We start from the raw sequence: 13,490 nt of genomic DNA, 5'->3' as shown, positions 1-13,490 counted from the left end.
CGCCGTCAGCCGAGGACGGCGGCGATCTCCACCGACGGCAGGCCCAGCGCCGCGCCGACCGACTCGTTGGTCAGCTTGCCGTCGTGCACGCTCAGACCCAGAGACAGAGCGGGGTCGGCCCGCAGCGCCTCGCGCCAGCCGGAGTCGGCCAGCTTGAGCGCGTACGGGAGGGTGGCGTTGGTCAGGGCGTACGTCGAGGTGTTGGGCACGGCTCCGGGCATGTTCGCCACGCAGTAGAACACCGAGTCGTGCACCCGGTAGATCGGGTCCTCGTGCGTCGTGGGCCGCGAGTCCTCGAAGCAGCCGCCCTGGTCGATCGCGATGTCGACGAGGACCGAGCCGGGCTTCATCCGCTTCACGAGGTCGTTGGGGACCAGCTTCGGGGCCTTCGCGCCCGGCACGAGCACCGCGCCGATCACCATGTCGGCATCCAGCAGCGACTGCTCGATCGCGTACGCCGAGGAGACCAGCGTCTTCACCCGCCCGCCGAACTGCGCGTCGATCTGCCGCAGCCGGGGGATGCTCAGGTCGAGCACGGTCACGTCCGCGCCCATGCCCAGCGCGATCGTCGCCGCGTTGACGCCCGACACGCCGCCGCCGATCACGGTCACCTTGGCGGGGCTGACGCCGGGGACCCCGCCGGGGAGCACGCCGCGGCCGCCGGAGTTGCGCATCAGGCTGTACGCGCCGACCTGCGGGGCGAGCCGGCCGGCCACCTCGCTCATCGGCGCCAGCAGCGGCAGCGACCCGTCGGCGAGCTGCACGGTCTCGTACGCGATCGCCGTCGTGCCGCTCGCGAGCAGCGCCTTGGTGCCGTCGGCGTCCGCGGCGAGGTGCAGATAGGTGAACAGCACCTGCCCGGCGCGCAGCCGGTGGTACTCGGCGGCGATCGGCTCCTTGACCTTGAGCAGCAGGTCGGCGCGCTGCCACACGGTGTCGGCGTCCGGCGCGATCTCGGCGCCCGCGGCCACGTACGCCTCGTCGGTGATCGCCGAACCGGCGCCCGCGCCCGCCTGGACGAGCACCTGGTGGCCGCGGCGGACGAACTCGGCGACCCCCGCGGGGGTGATCGCCACCCGGTACTCGTGGTTCTTGATCTCTGCCGGCACGCCGATGTGCATGATCCACCCCTTCGCTGTTTCGCGTAGCGTGAAACGATGTGCTGATCGCGCGCAACCTTGCCGCATATGATTCTGCTGCGGTCGCTCCGGCCGTACACCATGCGGAAAGGCGGCTCGTGCGGATGGTCGTACCGAATGATCTTCGAAGCCTCGATCACATCGACCGCGAGCTGCTGGCGCTGCTGGAGGTCGACGGCCGCATGCCGAACAACGCGCTGGCCGAGCGCGTCGGCGTCGCGCCGTCGACCTGCCTGACCCGGGTGCGGCGGCTGCGCGAGATCGGCGCGATCCGCGGCTTCCACGCCGACGTCGACCCCGCCTGGATCGGCCGGCCCGTGCAGGCGATGATCGCGGTGCGGATCCGCTCGGAGTCGCGCGACGCGATCGGCAAGTTCGCGGAGTCGCTGGCCGGGATCCCCGCGGTCCGCGACGTGTACTTCGTCTCGGGCTCGTACGACTTCCTGCTGCACGTGGCGACCGCCGACGTCGAGGACCTGCGCGAGGTGATCACCGAGCGGCTCAGCGGCACCCGGCTGATCGCCGGCACCGAGACGTACCTGATCTTCGAGCACCGCCGCGGCACCCCCTGACGTACGCCTTCCGCACCGACCTGCACCCGCGCCGACGCTCAGCCTTCGCCGCCCGCGGCCGACCGTTCTGCTGTGACGGGATGAAGCCCTTCCACGGACAAGGACGCGGACCATGTCGGACACACTGCCGGTCGAGCCGGCCGCCGAGGCGCGGCGGCTGGCCGCCCTGCGCGGCTACCGCGTGCTGGACACGGCCCCCGAGAGCGACTTCGACGACATCGCGGTGCTCGCCGCCCAGCTGTGCCGCACCCCGGTCGCGGCGGTCAGCCTGATCGACGCCGACCGCCACTGGATGAAGGCCCGGGTCGGGCTCGAGACCTGCGAGTTCGCGCGGGAGTACTCGTTCTGCGCGTACGCCATGGCCGGCGACGAGGTCATGCAGGTGCCCGACGCGCGCATCGACCCGCGGTTCGAGCACAACCCGCTGGTCACCGGCGAGCCGGGCGTCGTGTTCTACGCCGGCGCGCCGCTGGTCACCGCGAGCGGGCAGCGGCTGGGCAGCCTGTGCGTCATCGACTTCGAGCCGCGGCTGCTCACGCCGGCCGAGTGCCAGGGGCTGCGCACGCTGGCCCGGCACGTCATGGCACAGCTCGAGCTGCGGCAGTACGCGCGGGGGCTGGACGCCGCCAACGAGCGGCTGCGCGACGCCGACCGGGTGCAGGACGAGTTCGTCTCGCGGGTCACCCACGAGCTGCGCACCCCGCTCACCTCGATCAACGGCTATCTGGAGATGCTCACCGAGGACAGCCTGGAGCCGGGCACCGGCGAGCAGTTCCTGGCCCGCATCCGGCGCAACTCCGACCGGCTGATGGCCCTGGTCGACGACATGCTGCTGGCCTCGCAGACCGAGCTGCGCCTGACCAAGCGCGTGGTCGACCTCGCCGAGCTGTCGCGTGCCGCGGTGGTGCGCAACGACGCGCTGGCCCGCGCCCGCGGGCTCGAGATCGGCGCCGAGGCGCCCGCGTCGGTGCTGGTCGAGGCCGACGAGGCCCGGCTGGTGCAGATGGTGGAGCGGCTGGTGCTCAACGCGGTCAAGTTCACCCCGAGCGGCCGGATCACGGTCAGCGCGGAAGCCGACGGCGATGAGGCCGTGCTCGTGGTCCGCGACACCGGGATCGGCATGAGCGCCGGCGACCGGGAGCGCGTGCTCGCGCCGTTCCGCCGCTCGGCCGCGGCGGAGAAGGCCGAGGTGCAGGGCGCCGGGCTGGGGCTGAGCATCGTCAAGGCGATCGTGGGCAGCCACGACGGCGAGATCCGCATCGAGAGCGAGCCGGGCGCGGGAACCGCGATCGTCGTACGGCTGCCGCGGTACGCGGGGCCGGAAGATATGTAAGCGCTGTTATATTGCGCGGGTGGACCTGCTCGACAGCAATCACTGGAGCGACCTGCACGCGCTGTTCGCCGAGCTCGACCAGCAGATCGCCGCGCTCTACACCGGCGCGGGCATCGAGGGCATGCGCACCCGGTTCGTCGGGCCGCTCATCGCGCTGCACCGCTTCGGGCCGATGACGATCCGGCAGCTCGCGGCGCGGCGCGGGGTGTCGCACTCGGCGATGAGCCAGACGGCCGCGGCGATGGCGCGGGCCGGGTTCGTCGAGAGCGCCGTGGGCGTGGACGCGCGTACGCGCCGAATCGGTCTGTCGGCCCGGGCACGGGAGGTCATGCCGTTCCTGGTCGCGGAGTGGCGGGCCACCGAGGCGGCCGTGCGCGAGTTGGATGCCGAGCTCCCGTACGCGTTGAGCAGGGTCACGGCCGACCTGCGCGCGCTGCTCGACGCGCGGCCCTTTCCCCACCGGCTGCGCGACCACCTCGGATGAGCGCGCTCACCGACCTGCGCCCGCTGCGCGAGAGCCCGGTGTTCCGCCGGCTCTGGCTGGGCACCACCGCGTCCGGGTTCGGCGGGCAGTTCGGCACGTTCGCGGTCGTCTACTACGTCTGGGACCGCACGCACAGCGCCGCGGCGGTCGGCCTCACCGGGCTGGTCACCGCCGTGCCGCTGATCCTGCTGGCGCTGGCCGGCAGCGCGTTCACCGACCACGTCGACCGGCGCCTGCTCGCGCTGCGCTGCACCGCCGCCCAGATCCTCGTCTCCGCCGCGATGACCGCCGTCGCGTTCACCGACCTCGGCGGTGTGCCCGCCATGCTCACGCTGCTGGCGGCGCAGTCGGCGCTGTCCGCGCTCGTCGGGCCGGCCAAGCGCAGCTTCGTGCCGGTGCTGCTCACCGGCGACCGGCTCGCCGCGGGCCTGGCGCTCAACCACCTGTCGTTCCAGATCGCCATGCTGCTCGGCCCGGCCGCCGCGGGCGCGCTCACCGCCGTGGCCGGCGTCGGCTGGTGCCTGGCCTTCGACACGCTCACCTTCTCGGCCGCACTCGCCGGGCTGGCCGGCCTGCCCGCCGGCGTGCCGGCCACCTCCGGCGCGCCGGGTCTGCGGGCGGTCGCGGCCGGTCTGGCGTACGCGGCGCGGACCCCGCCGGTGCGCGGGGCGCTGCTCGCCGACCTGGTCGCCACGGTGTTCGCCATGCCCGTGGCGCTGTTCCCGGTCGTCAACGACGAGAGGTTCGGCGGACGGCCCGAGGTGCTCGGCCTGTTCACCACCGCGCTCGCGGTCGGCGGCGTGCTCGCCTCGATCCTGTCCGGCCTCGCCACCGGCCGCTCCCACCCCGGCCTGCTGCTGCTGACCTGCGGCGGCGTGTGGGCGGTCGCGCTGGGCCTGGCCGGCGTGAGCAGCAACCTGCCGATCGTCCTGGCGCTGCTGGCCGTCGCCGGCGCCGCCGACACCTGGGCCGTGGTCTCCCGCGGCACGGTCGTGCAGACCGTCACCCCGCCGGACTTCCGCGGCCGCATCTCCTCCCTCGAGCACATCGCCGGCGTGGCCGGCCCGCACCTGGGCAACCTGCGGGCCGGTCTGGTCGCCGCCGCCTCCTCCGGCGGCGCGGCCCTCGCCCTCGGCGGCGCGACCGCCGTGGTGGCGACCGGGTTGATCGCCTTGTCGACGCCCCAGCTGCGCCGTTTCCGCACGCCGCAGGACTGAGGCCGTGTCCTGCCGATCAGTTGATCAGTTCTGGTTGATACGTCGGCGGTGGGATGTGGTGAACTGACGGACAAGACATGAGCGGTCGTCGACCTCTACTACCGGAACCAGGCTGCAGATCAGGGCGGTGGCGCGATCACCGGCAGGTGATCAACGGGATTCTGTGGAAACTGCGCACCGGGGCGCCCTGGCGGGATCTGCCGGAACGTGACGGGCCGCGGAAAACCTGCCATGAACGGCTGCGGCGATGGACCGATGACGGCACCCGGGAACAGATCCTGGCCAAGGCCCAGGTGTATGACGACGGCCAGCCGGTCGAACCGATCATCAGCGTGGACTCCAGCGTCGTGCGTGCCCACCAGCACGCCGCTGGAGCCCGCAACAAAGGGATCTGTCGCCGGTATCGCCATACCGGCGCAGGACGGTGAAGCGCTGGGCCGCTCGAGGGGCGGCCTGAGCACGAAGATTCACCTCGCGGTCGACGGGCGGGGCAGCCACGGCGGACGCCCACCAGAGTTCGACAAGCAGGTCTACCGGGAGCGAAACGTCGTCGGACGCTGCTTCAGCCGGCTCAAACAATGGCGAGTGTCAGCCACGCGCTACGCCAAACGCGCCGTCCTCTACCTCTCATCGCCGCATCCATCTGACTTCGATGATCGGCAGGACACGGCTAGGCCGATCGGGCTGCTTCTTTCGGCCCGGCCCGGCGTGGGGGCGGGTCGGCTGGAGCGGCGCTGAGGGGGAGCGGCGGCAGGTGGCCGGGTGGCGCGGACGCCGGCCTGCCCTCGTTGCAGGTCTTGCCGGACGGCGGCGGCAGAGGGGCCGGGACGGCAGCCAGGTCGCCGGCACGCCCTGCGCTCGTGGGAGGACCCGTACGTCCGAAGTTGGATGCCTGTTCGGGCCGACCGGCAGGCGTGTCACACGCTGGGGCGGGAGCGATCATTTTGCGGCAAGCGCCGGGCGGGTACCTTGTGTCGGGCGCGACCTGCGATCGCGCCGAGGAGGTGCCAGGCTATGACGACGGAGCGGAACCGGGCCAGCGGGCGGCCGACCCTGGAAGAGGTCGCCGTGCGCGCCGGCGTGGGCCGCGGCACCGTGTCGCGGGTGGTGAACGGATCGGCTCAGGTCAGCCCGCGCGCGCGGCAGGCCGTGGAGGACGCGATCCAGGAGCTGGGGTACGTGCCCAACCGGGCGGCCCGCACCCTGGTCACCCAGCGGACCGACTCGATCGCCCTGGTGATCTTCGAGTCGGGGGAGCGGTTCTTCCGCGAGCCGTTCTTCGGGCGCATCGTGCAGTCGATCTCGTCGGTGCTGGTGGCGCGCAACCTGCAGATGGTCCTGATGATCGCGCAGGCGCCCGAGGAGCGCCGCCGGCTCGAGGGCTACCTGACCCGCCAGCACGTCGACGGGGCGCTGCTGCTGTCGCTGCACGGCGACGACCCGCTGCCCGCGCTGCTCGAGGAAAGGGGCGTGGCCACCGTACGGGCGGGCCGGCCCACGTACGCCGAAAGGGGCTCGTACGTCGACGCGGACAACCGGGCGGGCGCGCGCGAGGCGGTGTCGTACCTCTGGTCGCGCGGGCGCCGCCGGATCGCCGCGATCACCGGACCGCTCGACATGGCGGCCGGTATCGCCCGGCTCGAGGGCTACCGCGACGTGGTCGGCGACGGGCCGGTCGCGTTCGGCGACTTCAGCGAGGAGAGCGGCGCGGCCGCCATGTGGCGCCTGCTCGAGCAGTACCCCGACCTCGACGCCGTGTTCGCCGCGTCCGACATGATGGCCGCGGGCGCCATGCGGATCCTGCGCCAGCACGGCCGCCGCATCCCCGAGGACGTGGCCGTGATCGGCTTCGACGACTCGGTGATCGCGCTGCACACCGACCCTCCGCTGACCAGCGTCGACCAGCCGATCGCCGAGATGGGCCGCGAGATGGTCCGGCTCCTGCTCGCCAAGATCGACGGCGATGAGCCGCAGGGCAGCGAAATCGTCCTGCCGACCCGCCTGGTGATCCGCGGCTCGGCCTGACGCGGCCGTCTCTCGCGGCTGCTTTTGGGACTACATTCCCGCGGCTCGGTTGAGGTCGGCCAGGCGGCTGCGCAGGACCGCGACCCGGGCGGGGGTGACGCTGCCCTCGCCGGCGCGGTCGTTGATTTTGCGGCGGAGGGCGTCGACCTGGCCGTCGACGTTGCTGCCGTCGGCGCCGGCCAGCGGCTGGAGCAGATTGAGCAGGTCGGTCGCCACGTCCGAGCGGATGTCCCCGCCGGCCGCGCCGTCCTCCACCGCGCTGCGGAAGCGGGCCACCGCGTCGTCGAAGCCCAGGGTGGGCGTCGGCTTGGGGGTGCGCGAGTACGCGGGCGTGGTGGGGGCGGCGCTGCTGGGGGCGATCTTCGGCGCCGCCGTCGGCGTGGTGGCGACCACCGGGGGCGCGGGAAGCTCGGGGGCAGCGGTCACGTCGGACTGGCGTGGCCAGTTGATCGCGATCAGCGCGCCGCCGGCCGCCGCCAGCAGGACCACCACCGCTGCCACGAGGGCCCAGCGGCGGGTGGGGGCGGGGGTCAGCGGGATCGTGGCGGCTTGGGCGCGGCCGGTGGCGTAGGGGCGGCTCGCGCTTTCGGGGCGGGCAGCGCCGGCCGCGTGGCTCGCGTTTCCGGCATGCTCGGCGCTCACCGGGTGGCCCGCGCTTTCCGGGCGGACGGCCCTTTCCAGGTGGCCGGCCCTTTCCGGGCGGCCGGCCCTTTCCGGGCGGCCGGCGCCTTCCGCGCGAGCGGCCTCTTCCGGGCTGCCGGCGGCGTACGGGTGCCCGGGATCGTCGAAGGACTGCGCCGGTGTGCTGGACTCGGCGAGTGTGGCGCGCGGGGCGGGGACGGTCTCGGGCTTGAGCCACAGGGCGGTCAGGTCGAAGCGGACCTCGTCGGCACCGGGGCGGTCCTCGGGGGCTTCGGCCAGGCAGCGCTCGACCAGGGTGCGGAAGGCCGCGGGCAGGTCGGCGGGGAGCACCCGCGGGCCCTCGGCGCGTGCGGCGGCCAGCTCCTCCCACGTGTCGACCGGGTAGGGCGGGTCGCCGGTGACCATCTCGAACAGCAGCACGCCCAGCCCGTACACGTCGGTGGCGGGCTCGGCCGGCATGCCGTCGAGACGCTCGGGCGCGACGTACGCCGGGGTTCCGAAGGTGGAGCCGGACTCGTCGTCGTCCGGTTCGCCCGCGGTCGCGCTGATGCCGAAGTCGAGGATCTTCACGCCGGTGGGGGTGAGCATGACGTTGCCGGGCTTGATGTCGCGGTGCACGACCCCGTTCGCGTGCGCCGCGGCCAGCGCGTCGGCCACCGCGGCGCCGATGCGGGCGGCCTCCGGCAGCTCGATCGTCTCGCGTTCGAGGCGGGCGGCGACGCTCTCGCCGGCCAGCAGCTCCATCACCACGAACGGCGCCACGGTGCCGTCGGGGCGCACCGCCTCCCGGTAGTCGTGGACCGCCGCGATCGCCGGGTGCTGAAGCTTCGCGGCCATGCGGGCCTCGCGCCAGACCACCTGCGGGCCCTTGGGCAGTTTCACCGCGACCGGGCGGCCCAGCAGCTCGTCGTCGGCGCGCCAGATCTCCGCCATGCCACCGGTCTCCAGGAGCGTGACCAGGCGGTATCGCGCCGCGAGCAGGGTTCCCGCAATCGGCCAGTCATCGCTCACCAGGGAACATTCGCCCGGATCGGGACGGGTGTCAACTCCTGTGACGAGCTGTTACCAGCCGGGGTCGTCCACGTCCACGGCGATGTAATCGATGTCGCCCGCGAAGTAGTCACAGCCCACGTCCACCTGGTCGCAGTCCGTCTTCCCGCCGATCGCGATCGGCCACGCGTTGGCGATCGGACCGGTCCAGCCGGCACGCTCCGCCACCACGCGCCCGTCGATCAGCAGCGTCACACCGTCGTGGGTCCGCTCGCATCGGACCGTGTGCCAGGCGCCGTCGTTGATGGGCTTCGGCGCCGTCACGAGCAGGGAGGTCGCCGAGCCGCGGAACCAGCACTGCACCCGCCCGTTCGGGATCTGCAGCTTGAAGCTTCCACCCCGTACGGTGGCCTGGCCCTTTTGGATGATGTTGCCGAAGTGGTCGCGGGTGCGCAGCCGCATGCCGATCGCGTAGTCGCGCGAGCCCGGGTCGAGCCGGGAGTCGTCGGGAACGATCACCAGGTGGCCGGGTCGCGCGGGCGGCGTGTCGGGCTCCAGGCGCTCGAAGCCGTACGCGATCCGCCCTCCCGACCGGACGCCCACCGCGACGTCGTCGCCGATGCGCCCGTCGAAGCCGTGGCCCGTGACGTCACGCATCGTGCGGGCGCCGGGCGCCTCGTTCATCGTCCAGAAGGCCAGCTCGTAGTCGGGCGAGGCGACCGCCGCGCTCCCCGCGCAGGCCAGCAGGCCCACCGTCGCCACCGAGACGATCCACAGACGCCGCTTCTTCATGGTTCATCCCCGGTGGAGCGCTTTGGGCTGTTTGCCGTTTTGATCCTACGCAGGCTCGATTGCCCCTGTACAGGGAAGGGCCGGATTCGCCCACCCGCCGGACATCGTTGGGATCGGGCAGCTCAGATGACATGATGTGACCCGTCGCGCAGGGGAGGTGTGGGTCGACGGTATGGGCCGCTTCGAGGCGAGAACCGACGAACAGGCCGGTCACGTACGGGTCATCCTGGCCGGCGAGTGCGACCTCGCAGCCCGCGACGAGCTGCACGCCGTCCTGCGGGCCGCGGTCCGCTCCGCGCCGCTGGTCATCGTCGACCTGGCCGCCGTCGAGTTCCTCGACTCCAGCGGCGTGCACGGCCTGGTCGTCGCCCACCACGAGGCCCGCACCCGCGGCGGCCGCGTCTCGGTGGTCAACCCCACCGGCTCGGTCGCGTCCGTCCTCGACATCACCGGCGTCGGCGAGCTCCTCGGCGGGACAGGCGGATGAGCCCGTACGAGACGACGTACGCCGAGCCGGGCGACCTCGCCAAGGTGCGCCAGTTCGTCCGCACGCACGCCACCGGCCTGGGCCTGCCCGAGCACCGCGCCGACCTGCTCACGCTCGCCGTCAGCGAGCTCGCCACGAACACGCTGCAGCACACCGCGGGTGGGGGAGTCGTACGCCTGTGGTCCTCCGACGGCCGGGTGCTGTGCGACGTCATCGACGGGGGCGGGATCCGGACGCTGGGGCGACGGATGCCCGCGGCCGATGCATTGCGCGGGCGGGGGCTGGCGATCGTCGAGCGCATCTGCGACGAGGTGGACGTGGAAGCCGCCGAGGAAGGGACGCGGGTGCGGTTGGCGCTGGATCTGGACGGGGCTCGGTAGGGGGTCGCTCGGTTCGAGATTGGCCTGGTCGTGGCGTCGGTCTGATCCCCCGGGTTTGCGCGTCGCCGATCCGCGCCGCGCCGCTCCGCTCTGCGCCACGCCGCTCCGCACACCACCAGCCCAAACCCACCAGCCCAAACCCCGCCCGCCCTGGGGGCGGACCATAGCGGCTTCGGCTGGGATCGCGCTGAACGCCTGTGGACAACCCGGTAGCAGCCGCCCATACCCCCGCCCACCCAGGGGCGACCCTACAGAAGCGGTGAGAGGGGCGGGGACGCCTGTGGATAACCGGCGGTGGGGGCTAGGTGCCGGCATGGCCGGCGGGCGATCGGACGGACGGCGGGTTCGTTGTGGTCGGCGGGCCTGGACGGGCGGCGCAGAGGCGCGGCGGCTGCGGTGGGCGGGATGGCGGCAGCTGAGGTGTCAGGCGGTGGCGGAGCGGCTGTGGTGGTTGAGGGGCGGCCGAGACGCGTGGGGGGCGACCGAGGCGCGAGGGCGGTGGCCGAGCGGCTGTGGTCGGCGGGGGTGGCGGCAGCTGAGGTGCCAGGGCGGTGGCGGAGCGGCTGTGGTGGGGGCGGCCGAGGCGCGAGGGCGGTGGTCGAGCCGCTGTGGTCGGTGGGGGTGGCGGCAGCCGAGGTGTCAGGGCGGTAGCGGAGCGGCCGTGACGAGTGGCGCTGGTGAGCGGCTGTGGTGGGAGGGCGCAGCGGGCCGCGGTGGAGGACGGGCGGCGGGCCTCTGTGGTGGGCGGTCCCGTGAAGGGGCGGTGGCGGTCCGCTGTGGTGGGCGGCCCTGTGGCGGACGGCGGCGGCGTTGGTGTGGCGGACGGCCCTGTGGAAGGGCGGTGGCGGGCCCGCTGTGGTGGGTGACCCACGGAGGGCGGCCGGGCCTATGGTGGGCGACCCACGGAAGGGCGGCCGGGCCGCTGTCAGAGGACCTCGATGAGCAGGGAGCAGGTGTCGTCATCCGGGCTGGGGCGTTGGAGAGCGCCTGTCAACGCCCCCATCGGACCCGATCCGGCAGCGACGCTCACGGCAGCGTCTCCGCTGCGGGCGCGAGCATCCGAGGCCGAGGCCAGGAGGGTGGTCAAGGTGGGCAGCAGGGACGGGCCGCTGCGGCGTTCGACCAGGCCGTCCGTGTAGAACAGCAGCAGATCGCCGGCGGCCAGGTGGGGGGTTGCGGTCTCGTACGAAGCGTCGTCGTCGGCGCCCAGCAGCAGGCCTCGGGGGCGGGCCAGCGGCTCGGCGCGGCCGGCCCGGGCGAGCAGCGGGGGAGCGTGACCGGCGCGGCTCCAGGTGAGCGACCTGGCGGTGGGGTCGTAGAGGGCCAGCACGGCGGTCCCGGTGAGGGCCAGCCGGCCGCTGAGGCGGTTTAGATGGCGCAGCAGCAGAGCCGGGTCGTGCACGCCGATCGAGAGCCACGCGATCAGGGCGAAGCGCAGGTGGGCCATCCCGTTGGCGGCGGTCAGGCCGTGCCCGGCCACGTCGCCCACGGCGAGCAGCACCCGGCCGTCGGGCAGGGTCTCGGCGTGGTACCAGTCGCCGCCCACGCGGACGGTGTTCTCGGCGGGCAGATAGGTGACCCGCACGCGCAGGCCGGGCAGCGGCACCGGGTCGCGCGGCACCGGCTGGATCAGGTGCTGGAGCTGGGCGGCCAGGCGGTGCTCGGCCACGGCGGTCATTTCGCGCGTACGCACCTCGTCGCGCAGCCGCTCGATGGCCGTACGGGAGTTTCGCGCGGCGGTGACGTCCTGCACCACGGCGTTGATCTTCAGGGGCGCGCCGTCGGCGTCGGTGACCACGTCGGAGAGGATGCGCAGGTGCTTGACCGCCCCGCCGATGCGGAAGCGCACGGTCACGTCGGAGGTGGCGCCGCTGTCGAGGGTCTGCCACGCCGCCTCGCTGATCCCGCGGTCCTCGGCGAGCATCGCGGCGGCCTGCTGCGAGCGGCTCAGCGGGCCCAGCGCCGGGTCGCGGTCGAACAGGCGGTACATGCCCGGCGACCACGCGGACTCGCCGGTGATCAGGTCGTACTCGGACCAGCCGAGGCTGCCCAGCTGCTCGGTGCGCTGCAGGCGGCGGCGGTCCTCGTCGAGGCGCTGCCACCAGACCAGTAGTCCGTCGAGCACCCGGTGGACGGTCACGTCGAAGAGTGAATGTGCGACGACCCCGGCCTCTTTCTCCTCGTAGGTGAACTCGCGCATCTCGCCGGGCTCGCCGGTGCGCAGAACGTCGAGGTAGACCTGCCAGAGCTCGCCGCCGACGACGCTGGGATAGAGCTCGCTGAGCAGCCGGTCGACGCGGCTGGTCCCGCGGTGGTAGATGTCGTTGCCGCTGCCGCTGGCGGCGCCGATGCGGAAGTCGCGCACCACGCCGTCGGCGCTGGTCACGGGCAGGAGCCAGGAGCAGCCGGCCGGGATGACGGACAGCATCTCCCGGACGACCGTTGCCACCTCGTCGCCGGACATGCGCCCAGCGTAAAGCCACCGACACGGGCTCTCGTCAATTGCCTGCTCAGCTTGGTAGCATCCCGCGGATCACGCCGCCCCGGTGCCTGGTGAGCGCGCGCGATGCTCGCCATTACGGAGGTCCACCAGTGTCCGACAACCGCATGAAGGATCGTGTCAAAGTGCTGCTCAATGGGACGTCGACGGACAGCCAGACCTCGGAGCAACCGGTCGTCGCGCAGCAGGCCCAGCCGAACGGCCAGCAGCCCGCCGCGCCCGCCCAGCCGGGTCAGCCGGGTGCGCACCCCAACCAGGCCCTGCAGGTGCTGACGCTCGCCCAGCGCACGGCCGAGGAGCACGTCGCCCGTGCCCACCACCAGGCCGACAAGATCCGTACGGACGCTCTCGCCGCCGCCGAGCAGGTCGCCCGCGACGCCCAGGTGCACGCCCACAACGTCCGCCGCGAGGCCGAGAAGATCCTCTCCGACGCGCGCGCCGCCGCCGAGCAGATCGCCCGCGACTCGCACGCCCGCACGGAGGAGGCGCGCCGCAACGCCGAGAAGATCGTCAGCGACGCCCGCGCGCAGGCCGCGCAGGTCGCCGACGACGCGCAGGCGAACGCCGACCACCTCAACCTGCAGGCCCGTCAGCGCTACGACGACGTGGTCGGCAGCCTGGGCGCCAAGCGGGAGGCCCTGCAGCAGCAGATCGAGGCGCTGGAGCAGTTCGACCGGGAGTACCGCGCCCGCCTCACCACCTTCATGCAGGGTCAGCTGCGCGCCCTCTGGGTCGACCAGCCGCAGGTCAACGGCGACCTCGGCGACGACGAGACGCCCGCGCCGCGGCACGGCGCCGAGGAGGCCGGCGAGGCCGTTCCCGCGCAGCGCCACAGCGAGGAGGATTCCGTGGAATCCGAGGAGCAGGAGCGCGCCGAGCGCTGATTCCGTGCGAGCACGGCACGTCAGGTAGTGGACTCGCGCGCCCGG

Annotated in this window: 12 protein-coding genes and 1 pseudogene; 9 read left to right on the top strand and 4 right to left on the bottom strand. The window is 73.1% G+C overall.

The features are described from left to right. Positions 1–5 precede the first annotated feature (5 nt). Complete coding sequence (gene ald, locus ACSNN8_RS23440) at positions 6–1,121, bottom strand: alanine dehydrogenase (protein ID WP_436651476.1); 1,116 nt, start codon at positions 1,119–1,121, stop codon at positions 6–8. Between the two features lie 122 nt (positions 1,122–1,243). Here ald and ACSNN8_RS23435 point away from each other — a divergent pair, with 122 nt between their 5' ends. The 6 genes and pseudogenes from ACSNN8_RS23435 to ACSNN8_RS23410 all read left to right on the top strand — a co-directional run bounded on the left by ACSNN8_RS23435 (position 1,244) and on the right by ACSNN8_RS23410 (position 6,770). Next, on the top strand, positions 1,244–1,711 hold the full coding sequence (locus tag ACSNN8_RS23435) for an Lrp/AsnC family transcriptional regulator (protein ID WP_436651475.1): 468 nt from the start codon (positions 1,244–1,246) through the stop codon (positions 1,709–1,711). Positions 1,712–1,823: 112 nt separating this feature from the next. Further along, entirely contained in the window at positions 1,824–3,044 is a 1,221-nt protein-coding gene (locus ACSNN8_RS23430; protein ID WP_436651473.1) for a GAF domain-containing sensor histidine kinase, read from the top strand. 19 nt (positions 3,045–3,063) lie between these two features. Next, positions 3,064–3,528: a MarR family transcriptional regulator gene (locus ACSNN8_RS23425; protein WP_436651472.1), complete on the top strand. Its 465-nt coding sequence runs from the start codon at positions 3,064–3,066 to the stop codon at positions 3,526–3,528. Next, complete coding sequence (locus ACSNN8_RS23420) at positions 3,525–4,745, top strand: MFS transporter (protein WP_436651471.1); 1,221 nt, start codon at positions 3,525–3,527, stop codon at positions 4,743–4,745. The genes ACSNN8_RS23425 and ACSNN8_RS23420 overlap by 4 nt, the downstream gene beginning before the upstream one ends. Positions 4,746–4,793: 48 nt before the next feature. Further along, positions 4,794–5,375 (top strand): annotated as a pseudogene (locus ACSNN8_RS23415) (IS5 family transposase); the annotation flags it as partial. Positions 5,376–5,759: 384 nt separating this feature from the next. Next, the gene (locus tag ACSNN8_RS23410) at positions 5,760–6,770 is read left to right on the top strand and encodes a LacI family DNA-binding transcriptional regulator (RefSeq protein WP_436651470.1); all 1,011 of its coding nucleotides are present in this window, start codon (positions 5,760–5,762) and stop codon (positions 6,768–6,770) included. Positions 6,771–6,800: 30 nt separating this feature from the next. Here the strand turns inward: ACSNN8_RS23410 and ACSNN8_RS23405 are convergent, their stop codons facing one another. Together ACSNN8_RS23405 and ACSNN8_RS23400 are read right to left on the bottom strand one after the other, a co-directional pair. Further along, positions 6,801–8,423: a protein kinase domain-containing protein gene (locus ACSNN8_RS23405; protein WP_436651469.1), complete on the bottom strand. Its 1,623-nt coding sequence runs from the start codon at positions 8,421–8,423 to the stop codon at positions 6,801–6,803. A 51-nt stretch (positions 8,424–8,474) separates the two neighbouring features. Further along, on the bottom strand, positions 8,475–9,194 hold the full coding sequence (locus ACSNN8_RS23400; protein ID WP_436651468.1) for a laminin G domain-containing protein: 720 nt from the start codon (positions 9,192–9,194) through the stop codon (positions 8,475–8,477). A 136-nt stretch (positions 9,195–9,330) separates the two neighbouring features. Here ACSNN8_RS23400 and ACSNN8_RS23395 point away from each other — a divergent pair, with 136 nt between their 5' ends. Both ACSNN8_RS23395 and ACSNN8_RS23390 read left to right on the top strand, forming a co-directional pair. Beyond that, entirely contained in the window at positions 9,331–9,681 is a 351-nt protein-coding gene (locus ACSNN8_RS23395) for an STAS domain-containing protein (RefSeq protein ID WP_436651466.1), read from the top strand. Then, a complete protein-coding gene (locus ACSNN8_RS23390; protein ID WP_436651465.1) occupies positions 9,678–10,061 on the top strand; it encodes an ATP-binding protein in 384 nt (127 codons plus the stop codon). The genes ACSNN8_RS23395 and ACSNN8_RS23390 overlap by 4 nt, the downstream gene beginning before the upstream one ends. A 925-nt stretch (positions 10,062–10,986) precedes the next feature. Here the strand turns inward: ACSNN8_RS23390 and ACSNN8_RS23385 are convergent. Further along, positions 10,987–12,525, bottom strand: a complete 1,539-nt coding sequence (locus tag ACSNN8_RS23385; RefSeq protein WP_436651463.1) for a PP2C family protein-serine/threonine phosphatase — start codon at positions 12,523–12,525, stop codon at positions 10,987–10,989. 161 nt (positions 12,526–12,686) lie between these two features. Between ACSNN8_RS23385 and ACSNN8_RS23380 the strand changes: the two genes are divergently transcribed. Beyond that, on the top strand, positions 12,687–13,445 hold the full coding sequence (locus ACSNN8_RS23380; protein WP_436651461.1) for a hypothetical protein: 759 nt from the start codon (positions 12,687–12,689) through the stop codon (positions 13,443–13,445). The last annotated feature ends 45 nt before the right edge of the window (positions 13,446–13,490 follow it).

Source organism: Actinoplanes sp. URMC 104 (assembly GCF_051386375.1).
In the GTDB taxonomy this organism is placed as follows: Bacteria; Actinomycetota; Actinomycetes; order Mycobacteriales; family Micromonosporaceae; genus Actinoplanes.
This window is presented reverse-complemented; position numbering and strand designations above follow the sequence as displayed.